At 34.5% G+C, this 21380-nt stretch carries 18 protein-coding genes; 9 read left to right on the forward strand and 9 right to left on the reverse strand.

Annotation, left to right across the window (positions count from 1 at the left end):
• Window positions 1-18: 18 nt before the first annotated feature.
• The 3 genes from ilvD to AAC069_RS09400 form a co-directional block, all read right to left on the reverse strand.
• Window positions 19-1692, reverse strand: a complete 1674-nt coding sequence (gene ilvD, locus AAC069_RS09390; protein WP_339920212.1) for a dihydroxy-acid dehydratase — start codon at window positions 1690-1692, stop codon at window positions 19-21.
• A 69-nt stretch (window positions 1693-1761) separates the two neighbouring features.
• Window positions 1762-2880, reverse strand: coding sequence for a 3-isopropylmalate dehydrogenase (gene leuB, locus AAC069_RS09395; RefSeq protein ID WP_339920213.1), 1119 nt, complete (start codon window positions 2878-2880; stop codon window positions 1762-1764).
• Between the two features lie 12 nt (window positions 2881-2892).
• Window positions 2893-4068, reverse strand: coding sequence for a 2-isopropylmalate synthase (locus AAC069_RS09400; RefSeq protein WP_339920214.1), 1176 nt, complete (start codon window positions 4066-4068; stop codon window positions 2893-2895).
• A 154-nt stretch (window positions 4069-4222) separates the two neighbouring features.
• Between AAC069_RS09400 and AAC069_RS09405 the strand changes: the two genes are divergently transcribed.
• Window positions 4223-5767 carry a hypothetical protein gene (locus AAC069_RS09405; RefSeq protein WP_339920215.1) on the forward strand — a complete coding sequence of 515 codons (1545 nt, stop codon included), beginning with the start codon at window positions 4223-4225 and terminating at the stop codon, window positions 5765-5767.
• 86 nt (window positions 5768-5853) lie between these two features.
• Here the strand turns inward: AAC069_RS09405 and AAC069_RS09410 are convergent, their stop codons facing one another.
• From AAC069_RS09410 to AAC069_RS09425, 4 genes are all read right to left on the reverse strand, one after another.
• The gene (locus AAC069_RS09410) at window positions 5854-6078 is read right to left on the reverse strand and encodes a hypothetical protein (protein ID WP_339920216.1); all 225 of its coding nucleotides are present in this window, start codon (window positions 6076-6078) and stop codon (window positions 5854-5856) included.
• A 528-nt stretch (window positions 6079-6606) separates the two neighbouring features.
• Window positions 6607-7233 carry a hypothetical protein gene (locus AAC069_RS09415; RefSeq protein ID WP_339920217.1) on the reverse strand — a complete coding sequence of 209 codons (627 nt, stop codon included), beginning with the start codon at window positions 7231-7233 and terminating at the stop codon, window positions 6607-6609.
• A gap of 171 nt (window positions 7234-7404) precedes the next feature.
• Complete coding sequence (locus tag AAC069_RS09420; RefSeq protein WP_339920218.1) at window positions 7405-9153, reverse strand: DUF885 domain-containing protein; 1749 nt, start codon at window positions 9151-9153, stop codon at window positions 7405-7407.
• Between the two features lie 68 nt (window positions 9154-9221).
• Window positions 9222-11198, reverse strand: a complete 1977-nt coding sequence (locus tag AAC069_RS09425; RefSeq protein ID WP_339920219.1) for a dehydrogenase E1 component subunit alpha/beta — start codon at window positions 11196-11198, stop codon at window positions 9222-9224.
• A 173-nt stretch (window positions 11199-11371) separates the two neighbouring features.
• Between AAC069_RS09425 and AAC069_RS09430 the strand changes: the two genes are divergently transcribed.
• From AAC069_RS09430 to AAC069_RS09460, 7 genes are all read left to right on the forward strand, one after another.
• Entirely contained in the window at window positions 11372-12322 is a 951-nt protein-coding gene (locus AAC069_RS09430) for a 2-oxoglutarate and iron-dependent oxygenase domain-containing protein (RefSeq protein ID WP_339920220.1), read from the forward strand.
• Between the two features lie 194 nt (window positions 12323-12516).
• The gene (locus AAC069_RS09435) at window positions 12517-12900 is read left to right on the forward strand and encodes a GxxExxY protein (RefSeq protein ID WP_339920221.1); all 384 of its coding nucleotides are present in this window, start codon (window positions 12517-12519) and stop codon (window positions 12898-12900) included.
• A gap of 238 nt (window positions 12901-13138) precedes the next feature.
• A complete protein-coding gene (locus tag AAC069_RS09440; RefSeq protein ID WP_339920222.1) occupies window positions 13139-13468 on the forward strand; it encodes a translation initiation factor in 330 nt (109 codons plus the stop codon).
• Window positions 13469-13590: 122 nt separating this feature from the next.
• Window positions 13591-14460: a nucleoside phosphorylase gene (locus AAC069_RS09445; RefSeq protein ID WP_339920223.1), complete on the forward strand. Its 870-nt coding sequence runs from the start codon at window positions 13591-13593 to the stop codon at window positions 14458-14460.
• Window positions 14461-14580: 120 nt separating this feature from the next.
• The gene (locus AAC069_RS09450) at window positions 14581-15114 is read left to right on the forward strand and encodes a GNAT family N-acetyltransferase (protein WP_339920224.1); all 534 of its coding nucleotides are present in this window, start codon (window positions 14581-14583) and stop codon (window positions 15112-15114) included.
• On the forward strand, window positions 15111-15962 hold the full coding sequence (locus tag AAC069_RS09455) for a substrate-binding domain-containing protein (protein WP_339920225.1): 852 nt from the start codon (window positions 15111-15113) through the stop codon (window positions 15960-15962). Before AAC069_RS09450 ends, AAC069_RS09455 begins: the two co-directional genes overlap by 4 nt.
• Before the next feature lie 22 nt (window positions 15963-15984).
• Window positions 15985-16917 (forward strand): transglutaminase, encoded by a 933-nt coding sequence (locus AAC069_RS09460; RefSeq protein WP_339920226.1) that lies wholly within the window; start codon window positions 15985-15987, stop codon window positions 16915-16917.
• 7 nt (window positions 16918-16924) lie between these two features.
• Here the strand turns inward: AAC069_RS09460 and AAC069_RS09465 are convergent, their stop codons facing one another.
• On the reverse strand, window positions 16925-17926 hold the full coding sequence (locus AAC069_RS09465) for an LLM class flavin-dependent oxidoreductase (protein WP_339920227.1): 1002 nt from the start codon (window positions 17924-17926) through the stop codon (window positions 16925-16927).
• A 196-nt stretch (window positions 17927-18122) separates the two neighbouring features.
• Here AAC069_RS09465 and AAC069_RS09470 point away from each other — a divergent pair, with 196 nt between their 5' ends.
• Window positions 18123-20381, forward strand: coding sequence for an acyl-CoA dehydrogenase (locus tag AAC069_RS09470; RefSeq protein ID WP_339920267.1), 2259 nt, complete (start codon window positions 18123-18125; stop codon window positions 20379-20381).
• 67 nt (window positions 20382-20448) lie between these two features.
• Here AAC069_RS09470 and AAC069_RS09475 read toward each other — a convergent pair whose 3' ends face one another.
• Window positions 20449-21366, reverse strand: a complete 918-nt coding sequence (locus AAC069_RS09475; protein ID WP_339920228.1) for a bestrophin family ion channel — start codon at window positions 21364-21366, stop codon at window positions 20449-20451.
• Window positions 21367-21380 lie beyond the last annotated feature (14 nt).

Raw genomic sequence — 21380 nt, forward strand, 5'->3', positions numbered from 1 at the left:
GCGCAAAGGCTATTGGCTTTATTTGTCAGTAACACAACCTGTAGAGGCACTAGAAACTGATCTTATATATTTTAGTAATACTCCTTTTTTGATACTTGTTTCGGGTTGTACCCAATTGGCGCGTCTTGCTGCAAACTCTTCGTCAGAAATTTTCAGATTAATAGTGTTTTTGACTGCATCAATAGTGATAATATCTCCATTTTTGACTAATGCAATTCCACCACCATCAAAAGCCTCCGGCGTAACGTGACCAACAACAAAGCCATGTGAACCACCAGAAAATCTACCGTCAGTAATTAAAGCTACACTTTTTCCTAGTCCCGCACCCATAATGGCTGATGTAGGTTTAAGCATTTCCGGCATTCCTGGCCCACCTTTAGGTCCACAGTATCGAATGACGACTACATTACCTGGTTTTACTTCACCACCACGGACTCCAGTTATCACATCATGTTCATTTTCATAAACAATTGCGTCTCCTTCGAAATATTCTCCTTCGTTACCACTAATTTTTGCAACACAACCTTCTTCAGCGAGATTTCCGTATAAGATTTGAATATTTCCTGTTGCTTTTAATGCTTTCTGAATTTCGTGTATTACTTCTTGACCGTCATTCAAATCTGGAACAACAGCTAAGTTCTCAGCTAATGTTTTTCCGGTTACCGTTAAACAGTCTCCGTGTAACAATCCTTGTTTTAATAAATATTTCATTACTGCAGGAACTCCACCAGCTTCATGCAGGTCTTCCATAAGGTATTTACCACTTGGTTTCAAATCAGCAAGCAATGGTGTTTTATCACTGATGTCTTGAAAATCTTTAAGAGTAATTTCGATATCAACAGCATGTGCCATTGCAATTAAATGCATTACCGCATTGGTAGAACCACCTAAAACGGCTACCATCGTAATTGCATTTTCAAAGGCTTTACGGGTCATGATATCTCTAGGTTTGATATCTTTTTCTAACAAGATTCTGATTGCTTTTCCAGCATCGATACATTCTTGTTTTTTCTCTTCGCTTAAAGCTGGATTAGAAGAACTATAAGGCAAACTCATTCCAAGTGCTTCAATAGCTGAAGACATGGTATTTGCAGTATACATTCCGCCACAAGCTCCTGCTCCAGGACAAGCATTTTGAATCACTCCCTTGAAATCCTCAGGAGCAATCGTGTTGTTGAATTTTTTTCCTAATGCTTCAAATGCAGAAACAATATTTAAAGATTCTCCTTTCCATTTACCAGAATGAATTGAACCTCCATAAACCATAATCGAGGGGCGATTCACTCTTCCCATAGCAATTACAGATCCTGGCATGTTTTTATCACAACCGGGAACAGCTATTAAACCGTCATACCATTGTGCTCCCATAACTGTTTCGATAGAATCTGCAATAACATCTCTAGAGACTAATGAAAAACGCATTCCGTCAGTTCCATTAGAAATACCGTCACTAACACCGATTGTATTAAAAATCAAACCAACTAAGTCTTCTTTCCAAACCCCTTTTTTAATTTCTTTAGCTAAGCCATTAAGGTGCATATTACAAGTATTACCTTCGTAACCCATGCTCACAATTCCTACTTGTGCTTTCTTTAAATCTTCTTCAGTTAAACCAATTCCGTACAACATGGCTTGTGCTGCAGGTTGCGTTTCATCTTGAGTTATGGTCTTGCTATATTTATTTAATTCCATTTATAGTGTTGTATCTGTATTTTTTTTATTTAATTCGAAAAATTAAAAAGTATAATATATTTCCTTTTTTTAAACAATAGTTGACTGTCCGATAGTGACATTACTACTGTTAAAGTACATCAAGTCATCTTTGCTCAAAATAAAATTAGAGATAAACTCTCCAATTTCATTTGTTCCATATTTAGAATCCGGATTCAAATCAGTAGTTACCACTCCGTATCCAATTGCAATTTCAACCCCGTCATATATTTTTTTAGCTTCTTCATGAAGTCCAAAATGTTCTAATAACATTGCTGCAGATAATATACAAGCAACTGGGTTTGCAATATTTTTTCCTTTAGCTTGCGGATAAGATCCGTGTATTGGTTCAAATAAAGCATTTGTAGTTCCTAATGATGCTGATGCCAATAATCCGATAGAACCTGTTATAACGCTAGCTTCATCTGACAAAATATCTCCAAATAAATTTTCAGTTAAAATAACATCAAACTGTCTTGGGTTAAGAATAATTTGCATGGCTGCATTATCTACAAACAAGAAGTCTAAAGCTACATCCGGGTAACTTTCGCTAACCGTTTTTACCACTCTTCTCCATAAACGAGACGTTTCAAGCACATTAGCTTTATCAACCATTGTTACTTTTTTTCTTCTATTTTGTGCCGATTTAAAAGCCAAATGTGCGATTCTTGCAATTTCTTCTTCTGAATATTCACATAAATCAGAAGCTACGGTTCCCGCATCGTTTAGTTTTTTTTCTCCAAAATATGAACCTCCTGTCAATTCTCTAAAAATAGTAAAGTCAGCACCTTCAATTATTTCCTTTTTCAAAGGAGAAGCGTCTAGTAACGCTGGATATGGTTTTATTGGTCGAATGTTTGCAAAAAGACCTAATTCCTTTCTTAATCTTAACAATCCTTGCTCTGGACGAACTTTTGCATCTGGATTGTTGTCGTATTTTGGATCCCCGATAGCACCAAACAACACTGCATCAGTATTAAGACAAAGGTTTATTGTTTGTTCAGGAAGCGCGCTTCCCGTTTTATCTATAGCAACAGCACCAATAAGTGCGTCTTCAAAAACAAATTCATGGTCGTATATAACTCCAATAGCATATAATGCTTTTTTTGCTTGTAAGATCACCTCAGGACCTATACCATCTCCTGATAATACTGCTATTTTTAAATTCATGGCTTTCGGTTATTAATTTCTTATTAAATCACTTTCTATTTTACAAGCTTCGATAATCTGATGTATATCATCATCAACGACTTCTTTTTTAACATCTGCAAATCTCAAAAACTCAATATATACTCTATCTAATTGCACTTTTGTAAGTTCGTATCCTACTTTTTTAGCTCTGTAAGCTAATGCAGCTCTACCACTTCTAGCTGTAAGAACAATTGAAGACTCATTAACACCTACATCTAAAGGGTCCATAATCTCATACGTAGCTCTATTTTTAATGACACCATCCTGATGAATTCCTGAACTGTGTGCAAAAGCATTGGCTCCTACTATAGCTTTGTTAGGTTGTACTATCATTCCCATACTTTCAGAAACCAAACGACTCATTTCATTCAATTGTTTGGTATCAATATCAGTATATAAATTTAAATAAGGATGTTGTTTGAAAATCATTACCACTTCTTCAAGTGCTGTATTTCCTGCTCTTTCCCCTATTCCATTAATAGTACATTCAATTTGTCTGGCTCCGTTTACGGCACCTGAAATAGAATTGGCTGTTGCCATTCCTAAATCATTATGACAATGGCACGAAAGAATAACGTTTTCAATACCTTTTACGTTTTCACGTAAATATTTAATTTTTGCACCGTATTCCTCTGGTAGACAATATCCTGTTGTATCCGGTATGTTTAGTACCGTTGCTCCTGACTTTATAGCTTCTTCACAGACTCGTGCTAAAAAATCATTATCAGTTCTTCCGGCATCTTCAGCATAAAACTCCACATCCTCCACATAAGATTTAGCATGAGCAACTGCAAACTTTGCTCTAACAATAATATCTTCTCTTGTCGTATTTAATTTATGAACGATATGTGATTCAGAAGTACCTATTCCTGTATGAATACGTGGTCTTTTAGCATATTTTAAAGCTGCTGCCGCAACATCTATATCATTTTTTACTGCTCTGGTTAACCCACAAACAGTAGCATTTTTCACAATTTTACTAATTTCAGAAACGGACAAAAAATCTCCGGGACTAGAAACAGGAAATCCAGCTTCAATTATATCAACACCCATTTCATCCAATCGATTTGCTATAACGAGTTTTTGTTTGGTATCTAATTTGCATCCGGGAACTTGTTCTCCATCTCTTAAAGTAGTATCAAATATTTGGACTTTCTCTCTATTCATTTTCATTTATTTAATGTAATTTCACATCTCGATAACAAAGTTAGATTTCATTACAGTAAAATAAAATTCAATTTAATGAAATATACTGTTTATAAAGACAGTAAAAACTTTGTAAACTATTGATTTACATACAATTAAGCTCCTATATTATACAATGGCTAACCATCAAAAAGATTTTTTATTCGTATTAATAAAATCCTTATCTAAATCAGAAAAAAGACAATTTAAGATTTTTGCAAGCCGACTTGAGACCAGTTCGAATACAAAATTTATCGAACTGTTTAATATTTTAGATAAATCGGAAGTCTATGATGAAAAACTTATATTGAAAAGTGGTGTCATAAAAAAAGTACAATTATCCAACCTGAAATCGTATTTATACAAACAGATTCTAGTGAGTATTCGATTGAATATTCCAAGTCAAAACATTCGATATCAGCTAAGAGAACAAATTGATTTTGCCAGTATTTTATATAACAAAGGATTGTACAAGCAAAGTTTGAAGCTATTAGATAAGACGAAAATCCAAGCATTAGAAAACGATGAAAAGTACATGGCTTTTGAAATTGTAGAATTTGAAAAATTAATCGAGTCCCAATACATCACACGAAGTATTCAAGGACGAGCAGACGAATTAGTAATTCAAGCCAAAGAATTAAACTATAAAAACACTATTTCCAGTAAGTTATCAAACTTATCGCTGCAGCTTTATGGCATTATGCTAAAAACTGGTTACGTAAAAAGCGATGAAGACCAACAGTACATTGATTCCTATTTCCACAAGCATATCGCTAAATTTGATGAAAGTAAATTTGGGTTTCGTGAAAAGTATTGGTTTTACAATGCTAATCTATGGCATAGTTTTTTGGTTCAGGATTTTTTAGGGAGTTATAAATACGCGTACAAATGGGTGACTTTATTTTATGACAACCCCAATATGATCTATTTGAATCCAGTATTCTTCCTCAAAGGAAATCACTATTTACTAGAATCCTTATTCATGTTGAAGTACAAATCTAAATTTAAAAAATACCTTTTAAAACTAGAAGAAACGATACAAGACCCTCGTTTTCCGGTGAATGACAATATTGCTTCCTTGTCTTTTCTTTATTTATATAACAATAAATTAAATTACCACATTCTGGAAGGTACTTTTGAAGAAAGTGAATACCTGATTCCTGAAGTACTAGACAAGATTAAGTTGCATAGTGAGCATCTTGATGAACATCACGAAATGATGTTTTACTATAAAATAGCTTGTATTTATTTTGGTACCGAAAAGTATGCCGAATCCATATATTATTTAGAGAAAATCATCAACAACAAGAACTTGACGATGCGCGAGGATCTGATGTGTTTTGCTAGACTTCTTTACTTAATAGAGCATTACGAAATGGGAAAAGATTTTAATTTAGAATCTCAACTAAAAAGCACATACAAGTTCCTATTGAAAATGAATGATATGCATGAAGTGCAAAAAGAAATCATTCGATTCATGAAAAACTTGAATTCATTTTATCCAAGTGACATCAAGAAGGAGTTCATAAAAATGAGAGAGCGATTTATTGAATTGGAAAAAAACACTTATGAAAAAAGAGCTTTCCTTTATTTAGACATCATCTCGTGGCTAGAAAGTAAAATAGAAAATAGAAAAATTGCCGATATAATTAGAGAAAAAGCAAAACTTAATAACCGCTAGTAAATTAAATGGACTCGAATCCGTTTGTCTTATAAAAAGAGTCCGCCTAAAATTAGATTTTAAGCGGACTCTTTATTTTTTTTGTGTTACTTAAATTCTTTTCTCGCTCTAATTATGTCATCAAAAGAACAACATTTTACAAACTCTTCTTCTCCATCTATTGTGATGGGTAAAAAGATGAATTCTACTTCTGATAAATCTTCTTTTAAATAAAATGCAATATCGTCCAATTTATAAAACCATTCTTTATCAAATTGCACTTTATTTATTGTGGCATCTTTCAGTATTAATTTTTCATTTAACGGCTTCATTTTTGAAATCAATTTTTAGATTCTAATTTTTTTCAAAATTACACTATCAAGATATAGTTCACAAATAATAATAAAACGAGATTTCTACTCATTCGTAATAACGCAACAATCTACTTTCAAAATTCACACTTCTACTTTTTACTATTCATTAAATCACTATTTTTATAGAAACAATAAAACTAAAAAAGATGAACGGATTTTTCAAGACAATAATTGCCGGTTACGGAGCAAAAAAAATGGGTTGTGGTTGCGTAGGAACAGTCATTATGTTTATAATCATATACTGGATTCTAGGCTCTTTCTAGAATTCCAAAAATAACAGAATGCTGAATTTGATTTACTTTTTTCTCTCTTTCAGTATTAATTTCTTAATGTATTTTAATGGAGCGCTACCGTAGCTCAAGAATTACTCGTGGAATTGTTTTAAGTATAAATCGGTAAACTTATTTTAGGACGACACAACTCTATTCTCACAATCGGGGTCCTCGCGCCAAAGGAAAGAAATTCTTAAAATTTTATTTTAAGCTATCACCAAATAACTAACCAATAGATAACAGAATTATTCTCTAAATTGATTGCATATCCTCTACTAACTCCATCTTTCCAGTCATCAGGCATATGCCAAGCACCACGGTGAAATTTTTCAGAACAACATTGTTTATGCTCAGCTTCAATTAAATATATTGTATATGAATTATTTAACAAGTTATAGCTGTTTTCATCAAAATCACTTATTGTATAAAAATTAGGTATTGGAACCGCAGCTTTATAGTCTGTTTGTGTTTTAAATTGCTCATAATTTTTAGTGATGCTCAAAATATTTGAATCTCTGAGGTATTTATTTACAATATAGCATGACGTATCTGAGTATATTATTTTTCTAGAAACGGAAATCAATGAGTCTATAATTAATTTGGATTCTTTCTGTTTAAGAATTAATTGCGAAGGTGAAAATTTTGACAAATAAGTATAATGAATCTCATAATCAGATTTTATTTCCTTTATTTTTGGAAAATGGGTTGTCAGCCTTTTTGGGTATTCGTCTAATGATTGATAATAATCTACTGCTCCTACATGCACTTGTGCGGAATTATCTTGGCAGGATATAACAAAAATTAGAGCGAAAAACAGTAAATATAACCTCAATTTATTCATAACCTATTTTTTAAAAGCTAATGTAATATCATAAATAATTTTCACATTATATCTGATGAATTAAGCCCCTGCTCGTCTTACAGTTCTTTTCCGTTGTACATATACTTTAATCCGCAACTGGACTCTAGGTTCTTTCTAGAATTCCAAAAACAACAGAATGCTGAGTTTGATTTACTTTTTTCTCTCTTTCAGCATTAATTCCTTAATGTATTTTACTGGAGCGCTACCGTAGCTCAAGAATTTCTCGTGGAATTGTTTTAGGTTAAACTTAGCACCTTCTTCTTTCTTAAGCATTTCTCTAAAATCATAAATTTCAGTATAGCCTGTAAAATAAGAACACAGTTGAACCTGAGATAAATTAACGCGGTTCCACTTCCCTTCTGCTTCTGCTTGTTGCTGAAAAGCTTCTGTAACTAACAAATTCATAGCTTCTTCCTTTGTCATGTTCTTCGTATGCACGCTATAATCTAAAATAGCATTACAAGTAGTTCTTAGATTCCACTTATAATACATCAACCACATTTCATCTGAGTTTTTGTACCCGCTTTCCAGCATCATTCTTTCGGTATATACCGCCCAACCTTCCACCATCGCTCCATTCCCGAAAATTGCTTTAATCAAACTTGGTGATTGATTGCTATATACTAATTGAGTATAATGTCCTGGTATTGCCTCATGTATATTTAGTATTTGTAAAATATAATCATTGTACTCCCTTAAGTAGCTCTCTGATTTTTCTGCACTCCAACCTGACATGCTACCTACATTATAGTAGGTGTTAGCATTTTTATCATACGGCCCAGGTGCAGAAATAGATGCTCCAGCAACTCCAGCCATGTAATCCGGCTCTTTACGTACAACCAACGGTTTTGAAGGATCGATATAAAGTAAATCTTTGGCTTTTACATACGCCACAAGTTCAGGTATTTGTTTCTCTATCTCTGATTGAAATTTAGCAGGTGTGGTATGTTGCAGAGAAATCTTATCTATCACCATTTTGATCAGTTGCAACTTATCAGCTGGCTTAGGCGTTGATTTCATATACTTTGGCCACAAAGAATCGGCCAATGCAAACATCTTTCCATGCAATTCCTTTTTATGATTAACTGCCTTTTTATAAATAGTGTCGGCAGTAAAACTAGACTGAATATCCAAATCAAATTTTTCAGAGTACAGTTTTGCTCCTAATCTAAAAGAACGAGGCGTTTTATTGTCTAAATCCTTTAACCAATTAGTGTAAACAACAATGGCATGTACCGCTGTTTTTGCTTTTTCCCTAATCTCTTTTTTCTCAGTATTAGACAATTTACTTTTGCCTAAAGCGAAAATCAAATCTTTCTCAAAAACAGATATGCCTCCTAAATTCTGAGAAATAGCAAGGGCGGTATGCTCTAGCGTTGGGTTTTTTATATTTGCTTTCGCTGCTTCATAATAAGCCGGAATCGCATCCATTTTAATATTAAAACTATGCAGACGGACTTCTAAATCATCATATTTTCCATTTAATATTTCTGCAAAAGCACCACTTACATTATATTCTGCAGGATTCCATTCGTACGATTTTAATTTATCAATAGAAAAAATGGAACTTTTTAATTGATTTTGTATCATGTAAAAATCAATGATATTATTGTCCGAAAGATTTTTCAACGGGTAATTTTGAAGAGAATCTAGTTGGGCATGTGCAAAATCCAATTGTCTTTTAATATAAGTCGAGTTCGAAACCACCAAAACACTATCCAACATATGATATCCTTGATTAGCAGCCCAATCTGGATACAATTCCCAAAGAGAAGTAACAAAACTTTCTTTATATTTCTCGAAGTTCTTATTGGAATCTATTGGAGCTGCCGTTTCCTCTTTTTTCTGACATGAAAATAGTAAAACTAGAAACAGAATGGAGACAATATTTTTTTTCATTGGTTGTTTTTGAGATTTTAAAGATAAAAAAAAATGCTGTTCAATGAACAGCATTTTAAAATCTATATCTAATAGGCTAAAAGAGTCAATAAATCCTTTTCAAATCGGCCTTTCGGCAAATATTGATCTTCTAGTGCTTTTGTAAATGGGATGGGTGTATCTAAACTGGCTACTCTTTTTACAGGAGCATCCAGATATCTAAAGCATTCCTCCATAATCATTGCCGATATATCGCTGGCAATACCTCCAAACATAGAGTCCTCTTGATAGATAATTACTCTTCCTGTTTTCTTAACGGAAGCAAAAATAGCTTCAGTATCTAAAGGTTGTAGCGTTCTTAAATCTAATAAATCTGCTGAAATTTCGGGATTACTTGCTAATGTATCCAAAGCCCAGTGCACTGCTGCTCCAAAAGCAATTATCGTAACCTCGTTTCCTTCCTTCAACAGAGCAGCCTTTCCTAATGGTAGAGTGTAATACTCTTTTGGCACTTCTTGGTAGACACTGCGGTACAATTGTTTGTGCTCAAAAAACAGCACAGGATTCGGATCATTAATAGAAGCGTTTAGTAAACCTTTCGCATCATAAGGAAAAGCAGGATACACTACCTTTAAACCAGGTGTTTTAGTAAACCATGCTTCATTGGTCTGTGAATGAAATGGCCCCGCTTGAGTTCCTCCGCCACAAGGCATACGAACCACAACATCAGCATTTTCCAACCAACGGTAATGTGACTTCGCCAATAAATTAACAATCGGATTGAATCCTGTCGAAACAAAATCAGCAAACTGCATTTCGACAATCGCTTTGTATCCGTTTATAGACAATCCCATTCCCGCAGATACTACGGCACTTTCACATATAGGTGTATTGATTACGCGTTCTTTCCCAAATTGTGCTACAAATCCATCAGTGATTTTAAAAGCACCACCATATTCAGCAACATCCTGACCCATAATAACCAAGTTGTCATGACGTTCCATTGATTGTCTTAAACTGCTCGAAATGGCATCTATATATCTTATTTTTTCTTTATCTTCTGACGGATTAATTACCTCAGGATTAAATGGTTTGAAAACATCATTTAATTCTTCACTTAATGTTGCTTCAATTTCTGGTTCTGCATTGGCAACAGCCAGACTCTCATCGATTTCTTTTTTTATTTCACTTCGTAACGTGGTATCAAACTCTTCTGTAAGGATTCCGCTTTCTTTTAAAAAGCTACGGTAATTTTCTACTGGATCTTTCACTGCCCATAAATCCATTAATTCTTGAGGAACATATTTTGTGCCACTCGCCTCTTCATGCCCGCGCATTCTGAAGGTTTTAAACTCTAATAAAACGGGACGTGGCTTTTCAACCATTGAATCTTTCAACTCTGATAGTAAATTATATACCTCCAGAATGTTATTTCCATCAATAATATGACTTTCCATGCCATATCCTTTTCCTTTATCTGCAAGGTTTTCGCAACGATATTGCTCATTTGTGGGCGTCGAAAGGCCGTAGCCATTATTCTCAATTACGAACATAACCGGCAGCTCCCAAACCGAAGCAATATTTAAAGCTTCATGAAAATCCCCTTCACTGGTAGCACCTTCTCCGGTGAAAACTGCGGTAATCTTTCCGTTTTTCTTTAGTTTATTGGCCAATGCGATTCCGTCAGCCACGCCTAATTGCGGACCAAGATGCGAAATCATTCCAATAATCTTATATTGTTGGGTTCCAAAATGAAAACTTCTGTCCCGTCCTTTAGTAAAACCATTAGCTTTTCCTTGCCATTGGGAGAATAAACGGTATAATGGAATATCACGACCAGTAAATACACCTAAGTTTCGGTGCATCGGTAAGATGTATTCATCCTTGTCTAAAACTGCCGTCACTCCTACCGAAATGGCTTCCTGACCGATTCCTGAAAACCATTTTGATACTTTTCCTTGACGAATAAGGATTAGCATTTTTTCTTCGATAAGTCTCGGCTTAAGGATTCTTTTATATAAATCTAATAAGGTTTCGTCAGTAAGTTTTTTTCTGTCAAAGTTCATTTTTTTGGCTTTAGTACGCGATTCAAAGATAAAAAAATATAACAGTTTTAGTTAAATTTGTTATATTATTTTATCTACTTATTGTCATTTAAAATTCTAATATAAAATTATTATATATATTTGTATCAGCAAGGCATTTTACGTCTTGTAAGTTATTAAAAAATAAGTAATATATGCAAAACATTCCTAGTGTTGACTTGCGTGATTTCCTTTCGGACGACCCGAAACGTAAACAAAAATTTGTAAATGAAATCGGAAGTGCATTTGAAGATATTGGCTTCGTAGCACTTAAAGGTCACTTTTTAGATGATCAATTGGTAGAAGAATTGTACGGTGAAATAAGAAATTTTTTCGCTTTACCATTAGAAACTAAGCATAGCTATGAAATCCCAGGAATTGGAGGGCAAAGAGGCTATGTTTCTTTTGGAACAGAACATGCCAAAGGAAGAAAAGAGGGAGATTTGAAAGAGTTTTGGCATTTCGGTCAGTATGTGAGCGAAGATTCAAAATATGCTTCAGAATACCCAGAAAATGTGGAAGTCAAAGAATTACCTCGTTTTAATGCTGTAGGTAAAGAAGCGTACCAAATGCTGGAAAAAACCGGTGTTTACGTACTGAGAGCTTTAGCATTACGTTTAGGTTTAGACGAATTTTACTTTGACAATTATGCTAAAGATGGAAATTCGATTTTAAGACCTATTCATTACCCACCTATTACCTCAGAGCCAGCAAATGCACTTCGTGCCGCTGCTCATGGTGATATCAACTTGATAACTCTTTTAATGGGTGCTCAAGGAAAAGGATTGCAGGTTCAGAATCATAAAGGCGAATGGATTGATGCCATTGCTCAACCGGATGAATTAGTAATTAATGTAGGCGATATGTTGTCGCGTCATACTAACAATAAATTGAAATCTACAATTCACCAAGTGGTTAACCCACCGAGAGAATTATGGGGAACTTCAAGATATTCAGTGCCGTTTTTTATGCACCCTGTTAGTGATATGCCGTTAAATTGTTTAGAAAACTGTATTGATGCAGAACATCCAAAACAATTTGAAGATATTACCGCTGGTGACTATTTATACGAACGCTTAGTAGATTTAGGATTAATCAAAAAATAATTCCTAATTTTACTTCTAGTAATAAAAGACATTGAGTTTACTTAATGTCTTTTTTCTTTTTGTTTAACATTGCAATATTGAGAATGCTAATTTGATTGTAATTAAATTGAACGCGGATAACGCCGATTTAAACGGATTTTAGCTGATTAATTTTAAAAGGACATTTTTATATTAATTGATTTCAATAATTATTTATGAGTAGTATTTTACATCGAGATTTAACTCAATCTATTATAAAACATTTTTATGACGTTTATAACGAACTAGGATATGGGTTTCTAGAGAGTATATATCAAAATGCAATTTATCATGAACTTAAAGAAAATGGTTTTAAGGTTGAAGCTCAGAAAAAAATTAAAGTGTACTATAAAGCCATTGAAGTTGGAGAATACTTTGCAGATATTATAGTAAATGATTTAATAATTTTAGAGTTGAAAGCTCAGGATTATCTGATTGAAGCAAATGAGTTTCAGTTAATAAATTATTTAAAATCTACTGATTGTGAGGTTGGTTTGCTTTTAAATTTTGGTAAAAAACCTGAATTTATTAGAAAAATTTATCAAAATAACCAAAAATAGTGCTTTCAGTATAAATAAATTATCCGCGATTATTCATTTTAAATCTGCCTCATCCGCGTTCTATTATTCATATCATATTCATTTTAAAAACAAAGCAATAACAGAGAGTAAGATTACAAGTAAATAAAAAAATCCGTGACCATCCGTTTTAAATCCGCGTTATCTGTGTTCAATTTAAACGCAATCTGAAAACACAAAATAAAACACACGTCATCCTCGTTTAATAAAAACATAAAATATGGACTTACAAGACCAATTAAAAAACCTATTCCCAGACCACGAGCCCGGTCCCGAAGAGAAAGTGGAAGAAGTTGCTCATGAATTATACGTTCAAAAAGAACCTATGATTTGCAAATTCGAAAAAAGAAAAGGAAAAGCTACTACTATAATTGAAGGCTATGAAGGATCTGACGAGGATTTTAAAATCCTAGCCAAAGAAATTAAAACCAAGTTGAGCGTTGGTGGTACTTTTAAAGACGATTCCATAATCATTCAAGGTGATTACCGTGATAAAATTATGGAAATATTGAAGGTTAAAGGCTTTAAAGTAAAACGTGTGGGAGGTTAATCCCCTCCTAGGCTCCCCGAAGGGGAGGAACCAAAACGGTATAAATAAAATCGCAATCTAAATCCGGCACTGACTCCCTCTCCTTTGGAGAGGGCTGGGGTGAGGAAAAAACAAAAAATCAAATGATACAATCATCAGAATTAATATTAAACCCAGACGGAAGTGTATACCACTTGAATTTAAAACCGGAACATATTGCTCACGACATCATCTTTGTGGGAGATCAAAATCGTGTTGAAAAAATCACACAATTCTTTGACAGCATCGAATTTTCAACTCAAAAAAGAGAATTCAAAACCCAAACGGGAATGTTCAAAGGCAAAAGAATAACAGTAATGTCGACAGGAATTGGTCCTGACAATATTGATATCGTGATCAATGAATTAGACGCTTTGGTAAACATTGATTTAGAAACTCGTAAACCTAAAGAAAAACTAACTTCTCTAAACATTATCCGTATTGGAACTTCAGGGTCATTACATGCTGATATTCCTGTAGATAGTTTTGTGATGTCTAAATTTGGTTTGGGACTCGATAACATGCTACGCTCCTACCTTATTGACGAAGTGTCTAACTTAGCAATGGAAGATGCTTTTGTGAAACATACTAATTGGGATATTCGCAAAGGAAAACCATACGTAATTGCCTGTTCTGAGGAATTAGAAAAAGTAATTGAAAGCGACAAGATGCACAAAGGAATCACAGCCACTGCTGGAGGTTTTTACGGACCACAGGGTCGTGTATTGCGTTTGAATATTCAAGACGAAAGTTTAAATTCTAAAATGGATAATTTTAAATTTGAAGAAAATAGAATCACTAATCTCGAAATGGAAACGGCTGCAATCTATGGCCTTTCGGCACTTTTAGGTCATAACGCACTATCGCTAAATGCTATTATCGCTAATCGCGCTACAGGAACTTTTAGTGCAGATCCGTACAAAGCCGTTGATGAATTAATTGCATATACTTTAGACAAATTAGCTAATAATTAATTGATTCAGGAGCTATTCCCGATATTCGTTACAATCTTTTTTTCGGTAAAAACCTCAAAAAAGGATTTCCACTGCTATCGGGGCTAAAACATATAGTACAAACTAGGAACTCACTGCAATATGAACATAATTATTGAAACCGAACGTTTAATCTTAAGAGCGATTGTTCCTTCCGATGCCGAAGGCATGTTTCTTTTGGATTCTAATCCTAATGTACATTTATATTTGGGTAATAACCCTGTACAATCTATCGAACAGTCAATGAATTATATAGAAAGCCTTCGGATTCAATATATTCAAAACGCTATTGGTAGGTATGCTGTTATACTCAAGGAAACGAATGAGTTTATCGGTTGGGCAGGTTTAAAGTTCATTACAGAACCGGAAAACGATCATCTTAATTTTTACGAAATTGGATATCGACTGAGGGAAGAGTTTTGGGGAAAAGGATATGGTTATGAAGCAGCAAAAGCTTGGCTCCATCACGGTTTTATTAAAATGAAAATCCAAACTATTTATGCTTCTGCAAATATTAAAAATACTAGTTCGCGCAAAATTCTAGAAAAAATAGGAATGCAACAAAAAAACGAATTTGAATGGAACTCAATTCCTTGTCTTTGGTATGAACTAGAAAAAAAAGACTATTTAAAATGAAAACAATAAAAATTGTCGGAGTACCGGAACATTTCAATTTACCTTGGCACTTATCCATAGAAAAAGGCGATTTTAAAGCCCATAATATTGATTTACAATGGACTGATATTCCTGAAGGGACTGGGAAAATGTGTCAAATGCTACGTGATGGAGAGACAGATATTGCAGTAATACTAACGGAAGGTATTGTAAAAGATATCGTTGCCGGAAATAACAGCAAAATTGTACAGGTTTATGTTCAATCCCCTTTAATTTGGGGAATTCACGTAGCAGTAGGATCCAAATACAAAACACTTTCTGATTTAGAAAACACAAAAGTGGCTATTTCCCGTTTAGGTTCTGGTTCCCAATTGATGGCGTACGTAAATGCTGGAAATCAAGGTTGGAACACAGACAACCTTAAATTTGAAATCATCAATACCATTGATGGCGCTGTCGAAGCTTTGACCGCGGGAACTGCTGATTACTTTATGTGGGAACGTTTTATGACTAAACCATTAGTCGACAAAGGAATTTTCAGACGAATTGCAGATTGCCCAACACCTTGGCCTTGTTTTGTGATTGCTGTACGTAATGAAGTATTGGAAAATAATCCTGAGGTGATTAAAGACATCTTAAGTTGTATCAATGAAACGACCAAAAAATTCAAAGACATTCCCAATATAGACAAAACTTTAGCCGCTAATTACAACCAAAAAACAGAAGATATTCAAGAATGGTTATCATTAACTCAATGGTCAGAAAAACCATTAACTACAAAAATGTTAAACAATGTTCAAAATCAACTATTTCAACTGAAAATCATTGATAAAATAGGTACTTTTGATGAAATTGTAAAACTACTCTAGTTTTTTGATTGTTGGTGGCACTATGATAAACATTAAAAATATTTCATTTAAAAATTTTATACAAAAACTTCGGGTTAAAAAACCCTGGGATGACGTTATCATTTTTGTTATGAATATTTTAATTGCGATTCCTCTTTTCATAATTGCCCATCAGAATTTAATTGAACTAAACTGGTTTTTTAATCTTGACCGAATCCTTTTGTTTTTGCTGATAATTGTATCGATACAATTGATTTTAAGACTTTTAAGAACCATTATTATAATATGTATCTTCTTATATATTTTAGTTTTGTTTTATGGCACCGCATCTGGAAATTATGGTTTTAACAGTGTTTATGAAGATTATGACTCTATGTTGTATACCATGTCTGATAATCCAAACCCGCAAGATATCATTATTGCAAAACTGCTTCCATTTCCCAATAAATCTAAAATTATAAGTGCTATTGAGTATGAAAATCCCCGAGTGAGGAATTTTGCAATTATGGCTACTTCAAAGCACTTCAAAAACATAAAAGGCTATTCTGACTATAGAACTATAATTCAATGTTTTGCCGTTTTTAAAGAAATAAACAGCCGTTGGAATTATGTAAGTGACCCAAAAGACGGAGACTATATTGCAACAGCAAGTGAATCTTTGGGGTATTTTTCGGGAGATTGTGACGACCATTCTATTTTGATGGCCGCTGCTGTACGAGCCATAGGAGGAACTCCACGACTCATTCATACAAAAGGACACATTTACCCCGAAATTCTAATCGGTACTCTAAATGATTTGGAAACCGTGAATTACTTGATTAAAAACGTGCTGTTTGAGAAGGAAAGCTATCAAAAGCAGCTTCACTATCATATTGACGAACGCGGCCAAGTATGGCTTAACCTTGATTATACCGCTAAATATCCTGGAGGGCCTTTCCTTTCCGAAGAAATACTAGGTGCCCTCACACTATACTAAGTTTAATTTAGATTTTTAATTGTCCCAAGATCTCATAGGAATGAAGTCTAGCTTGATGATCATATATAGCAGAAGCTACCATTAATTCATCGACTTTGGTTTTTTCAAGAAAATAGTCTAATTCTTTTTTTACTTTTTCTCGACCGCCTATGAAAGTATACGCAATCATTTGTTGCAATGCCGCTTCTTCCATTGGATCCATAAAACCTTCGCCAGGATCAACCGCTTCTTTAAGCTGCTGTCTGTTTCCAGTTATAATTCCGAGGAACAATCTCTTAAAAGAAGTCGCTAATCGCGCTGCCTCTTGATCAGAATCGGCTGCAATTACATTGATACAAGCAATAACATAAGGTTCTTTTAATTGTTCCGAAGGTTGAAAATTATTGCGATATATCGCTATGGCTGTTAGTAATTGTGCAGGGGCAAAATGACTTGCAAAAGCATACGGCAATCCTTTGGCGGCGGCTAAATAAGCGCTGTCAGTACTCGAACCTAAAATCCAGATTGGGATATCTAATCCTTCACCTGGAATAGCGCGAACACGTCCTTTTTTATTCCCCTCAGAAAAATACAGTTGTAGTTCTTCCACATTAGCAGGGAATTCCTGCGCTGCATGTTCATCTCTTTTCAAGGCTGCTGCCGTAAATTGATCTGTTCCGGGAGCACGTCCTAATCCTAAATCAATTCGATTAGGAAAAAGTGTGGCTAGTGTTCCAAATTGTTCGGCTACGATTAGAGGTGCGTGATTTGGCAGCATAATACCGCCCGAACCCACTCTTAAAGTAGCCGTTCCTGATGCAATATGTCCAATTAAAATAGAAGTTGCGCTACTCGCGATTCCTGGCATATTGTGATGTTCTGCTAACCAAAATCGATCATAGCCCCATTTTTCAACACGCTGAGCTAGATCTAAACTGTTTTTAAAAGTATCCGCTACATTTCCTCCATCTCTAACTATTGCGAGGTCTAGAACTGATATTTTTGTTTGGGAGAGATTATTTTTATTCATGAATTACATTTCTTATTGTAACAACAAAAGTAAGGATTGTATTATTTGTTTTGGCACAATGAAATACTAATAGCAAGTTAAAAACGATGTCTTGAAATTAGCCTTTAAGAAGATCATCTACTTTCTATTTGGTTTTCAGTTTCAATCGTTAATTTTCGCTATCTTGAAGAAGTTTAAAAACGTAATTCAATTCATTATGGGAAATTCAAAACTGAAAGCTTTTATACCTCTTTTTTATCTCGTTTGGTCTGATGATCTATTGAGCCAGAAAGAATTCTTGACTTTACAAAAATTTATCGTTTCCCAGAGCTGGCTTTCTAAAGAGGAACAAGAATCACTTCTTTCCAATATTGCTATTGCATCCCCTCCATCTAGAGAAGTGGTGGCTAATTGGAAATCTGAAATTGAAATTATTCTTCAGAAAAACCCTTTAATAAAATCCATTTTTGATATTTCAGTCTTACTTTCTGAAAACGATAAAATCATCGCAGCTCTTAGATCTGTTTTCATCCAGTTAGAAAATGATTTAGGGATTTCTGGCGAAGAAGCTTTAGCAGATTTCAAAACAATTGCAAATACCTTTACCGTAAATTATCAGGCAAATGAGAGATTTGAAATACAAAAGTTAACTCAAATTCTAGATGGAAATCAGGCGAAAATTATTAAAAAAGTAAAGTCTATTATCAGCCAACCTGAGTTTGCTTATGAAACTTCGACTGACACTGCTGTATATCGTGAGAAAGTCTACGACTGGTGTAAAATCCTGGCGAAAGAGAACCTAGGGAATATGGCATATCCAAAAGAATATGGCGGTGGCGAAAGCATTGAAGATTATTTTGCCATTATGGAAACATTGAGCTACCATGATTTAAGTTTGGTAATTAAATTTGGCGTACAGTTTGGACTTTGGGGAATGAGCATACAATCTCTTGGTACCGAAAAACATTACAGTAAGTACTTAAAAGATATTGGTACACTTGAACTTCCGGGATGTTTTGCAATGACAGAAACGAATCACGGTTCGAATGTGAAAGGATTAGAAACCACGGCGACTTATAATCACGAAAACCAAACTTTCACTATCCACACTCCGCATGAAAAGGCACAAAAAGAATATATTGGAAACGCCGCAATACACGGTCACATGGCTACGGTATTTGCTAAATTAATCATAGGAGAAACTGATTATGGAGTTAATGCCTTTATCGTTCCGCTTCGTGATGCCAATAATACAATATTAAAAGGAGTCACTATAGGTGATTGCGGACTCAAAATGGGATTAAACGGCGTTGATAATGGGACAATAAGTTTTGATAATGTGGTTATTCCAAAAGAAAACATGCTAGATCGTTTTGCTTCTGTTAATGATAAGGGAGAATTTGAAAGTCCGATTCCTAGTGATAATAGACGTTTTTTTACCATGCTAGGAACTTTGGTTGGTGGCCGAATTGGGATTCCAAGGTCTGCTTTGGCTGCAGCCAAATCCGGATTAACAATTACAATTAGATATAGCGATCAGCGCAGACAATTTGGACCTGAAGGCGGCTCGGAAGTTCCAATCTTAAATTATCGTATTCATCAACGAAGACTTTTGCCGCTATTGGCAAAAACGTATGCAACCCATTTTGCGTTACAATACGTTACGAATCGTTTTATCAATAAGAGTGAATCTGAAATGCCCGAAATTGAAGCCCTTGCTGCGGGGATGAAGGCCTATTCAACTTGGAGCACAACTGATATTCTGCAAGAATGTCGCGAGGCTTGTGGCGGAAAAGGGTATTTATCAGAAAATCGTATTGATGCGTTAAAAAATGATACTGAAATCTACACCACTTTTGAAGGTGACAATACTGTTTTGATGCAACTAGTTGCTAAAAACCGTTTATCAGAATTCCGAAAATCATTTGGTAAAATGGATGCTATGGGAATGATAAACTATGTTTATGAGAGCGCAAAAACCGCTTTTTCTGAAAAAAATCCAATTATAACGAGAAAAACGGATGAGTCACATTTAATTGATGAGGAGTTTCATTTGGAGGCTTTTCAATACAGAGAAAAAACAACATTGGCATCTGCAGCAAAGCGATTAAAAAAACTTATCGATAGCGGACTAGATCCTTACGATGCATATAATGTAGCTCAGCATCAAATGATTGATGTAGCGCAAGCCTATCTCGAACGAATTGTACTAGAGCAATTTCAAGAAGTCATTCAAACCATCGAAGACGAAAATTGCAAGGAAGTCATGATGCGATTATATCAATTGTATGCCCTTTCGCAGATTGAAAAAAACAAAGGATGGTATCTAGAAGATGGTTATATGGAAGCTGTTAAAACAAAAGCCATACGTAAAATGGTCAATCAGCTTTGCTGGGAGATTAGACCAGATGCGGTTTCGTTAGTAAATGCATTTGACATACCTGACAGTTGTCTTGCTGCGCCTATTGCATTCTAAAAGGCAGGACGTTAAGTTAGTCTTATTTATAGATTAATCCAGTACTTCTCTTCTTATCAACTAAACACTAAGTGATATAATACCCTTTAGTTTTTTTAATAGGTTCAATATGCTTATTATCAAGCTCCAACAACGTATTTTCAATCATTACAGACATCGCATCTAAGGCTAAATCATTGGGTTCAACACCAAATGGATCTTCTAATTCATCTGCAATTGCTTCCAGAGCCACAAAGGTGTAAGCGATAAAAACGATTACAAACGGCAAGGTCCACAACATACTTTCCCCAAAACCCAAAGGAAGTAAAAAGCAATAGATATATACTGTACGATGTAATAAGACACTATAGGTATACGGTATTGGAGTACTAGCTATTCTTTCACACCCTCCTATAATATCTGATAACTTATTAAGATTTTCATCAAAAGCAACCTGAGTTATACTGTCTAATTTCCCATCTCTTTTTGCTATATTTACCCAAACTCCCAATTCTTTCAAAATAACAATGGGCTTAAAAACAGCGGTTTGTAGTTTTTGACTATACGAATTTGATAGCAGCCGTTCCATATCAGCATCAGGATTTGTTTCTCTTAATTGGTGCTTTAAAGCATGAACCATGGCAGTAAGCATTAGTATAAATTGAGTTCGCTGTTTCTCATAATCCACTCCGTCTACCAGCGTATGTGATTGACGAGCGAGTGAGCGTGTATCATTTAAGAGTGCACCCCAAAGCTTTCTACCTTCCCAAAATCGATCGTAACTAACCGTATTTCTAAATCCCAAAAAAATAGCTAAAGCAATTCCAAAAAGAGTAAATATTGCTGGATTTACATAAAGATGGTATTCGAGTAAAGTATCTCTAAAATAGACAGTAGCAGTCGTATACAAGAAAAGTATAAATAAGCGTGGTAATAACTGAGGAAGCACTGAACCATTCCATTCAAATAGCATTCCGAACCAGTTTGTTTTTTTCTTTGTAATCATGTCGTAAATTTAAT

Origin of the sequence: uncultured Flavobacterium sp. (assembly GCF_963974175.1) — a bacterium.
In the GTDB taxonomy this organism is placed as follows: domain Bacteria; phylum Bacteroidota; class Bacteroidia; order Flavobacteriales; family Flavobacteriaceae; genus Flavobacterium.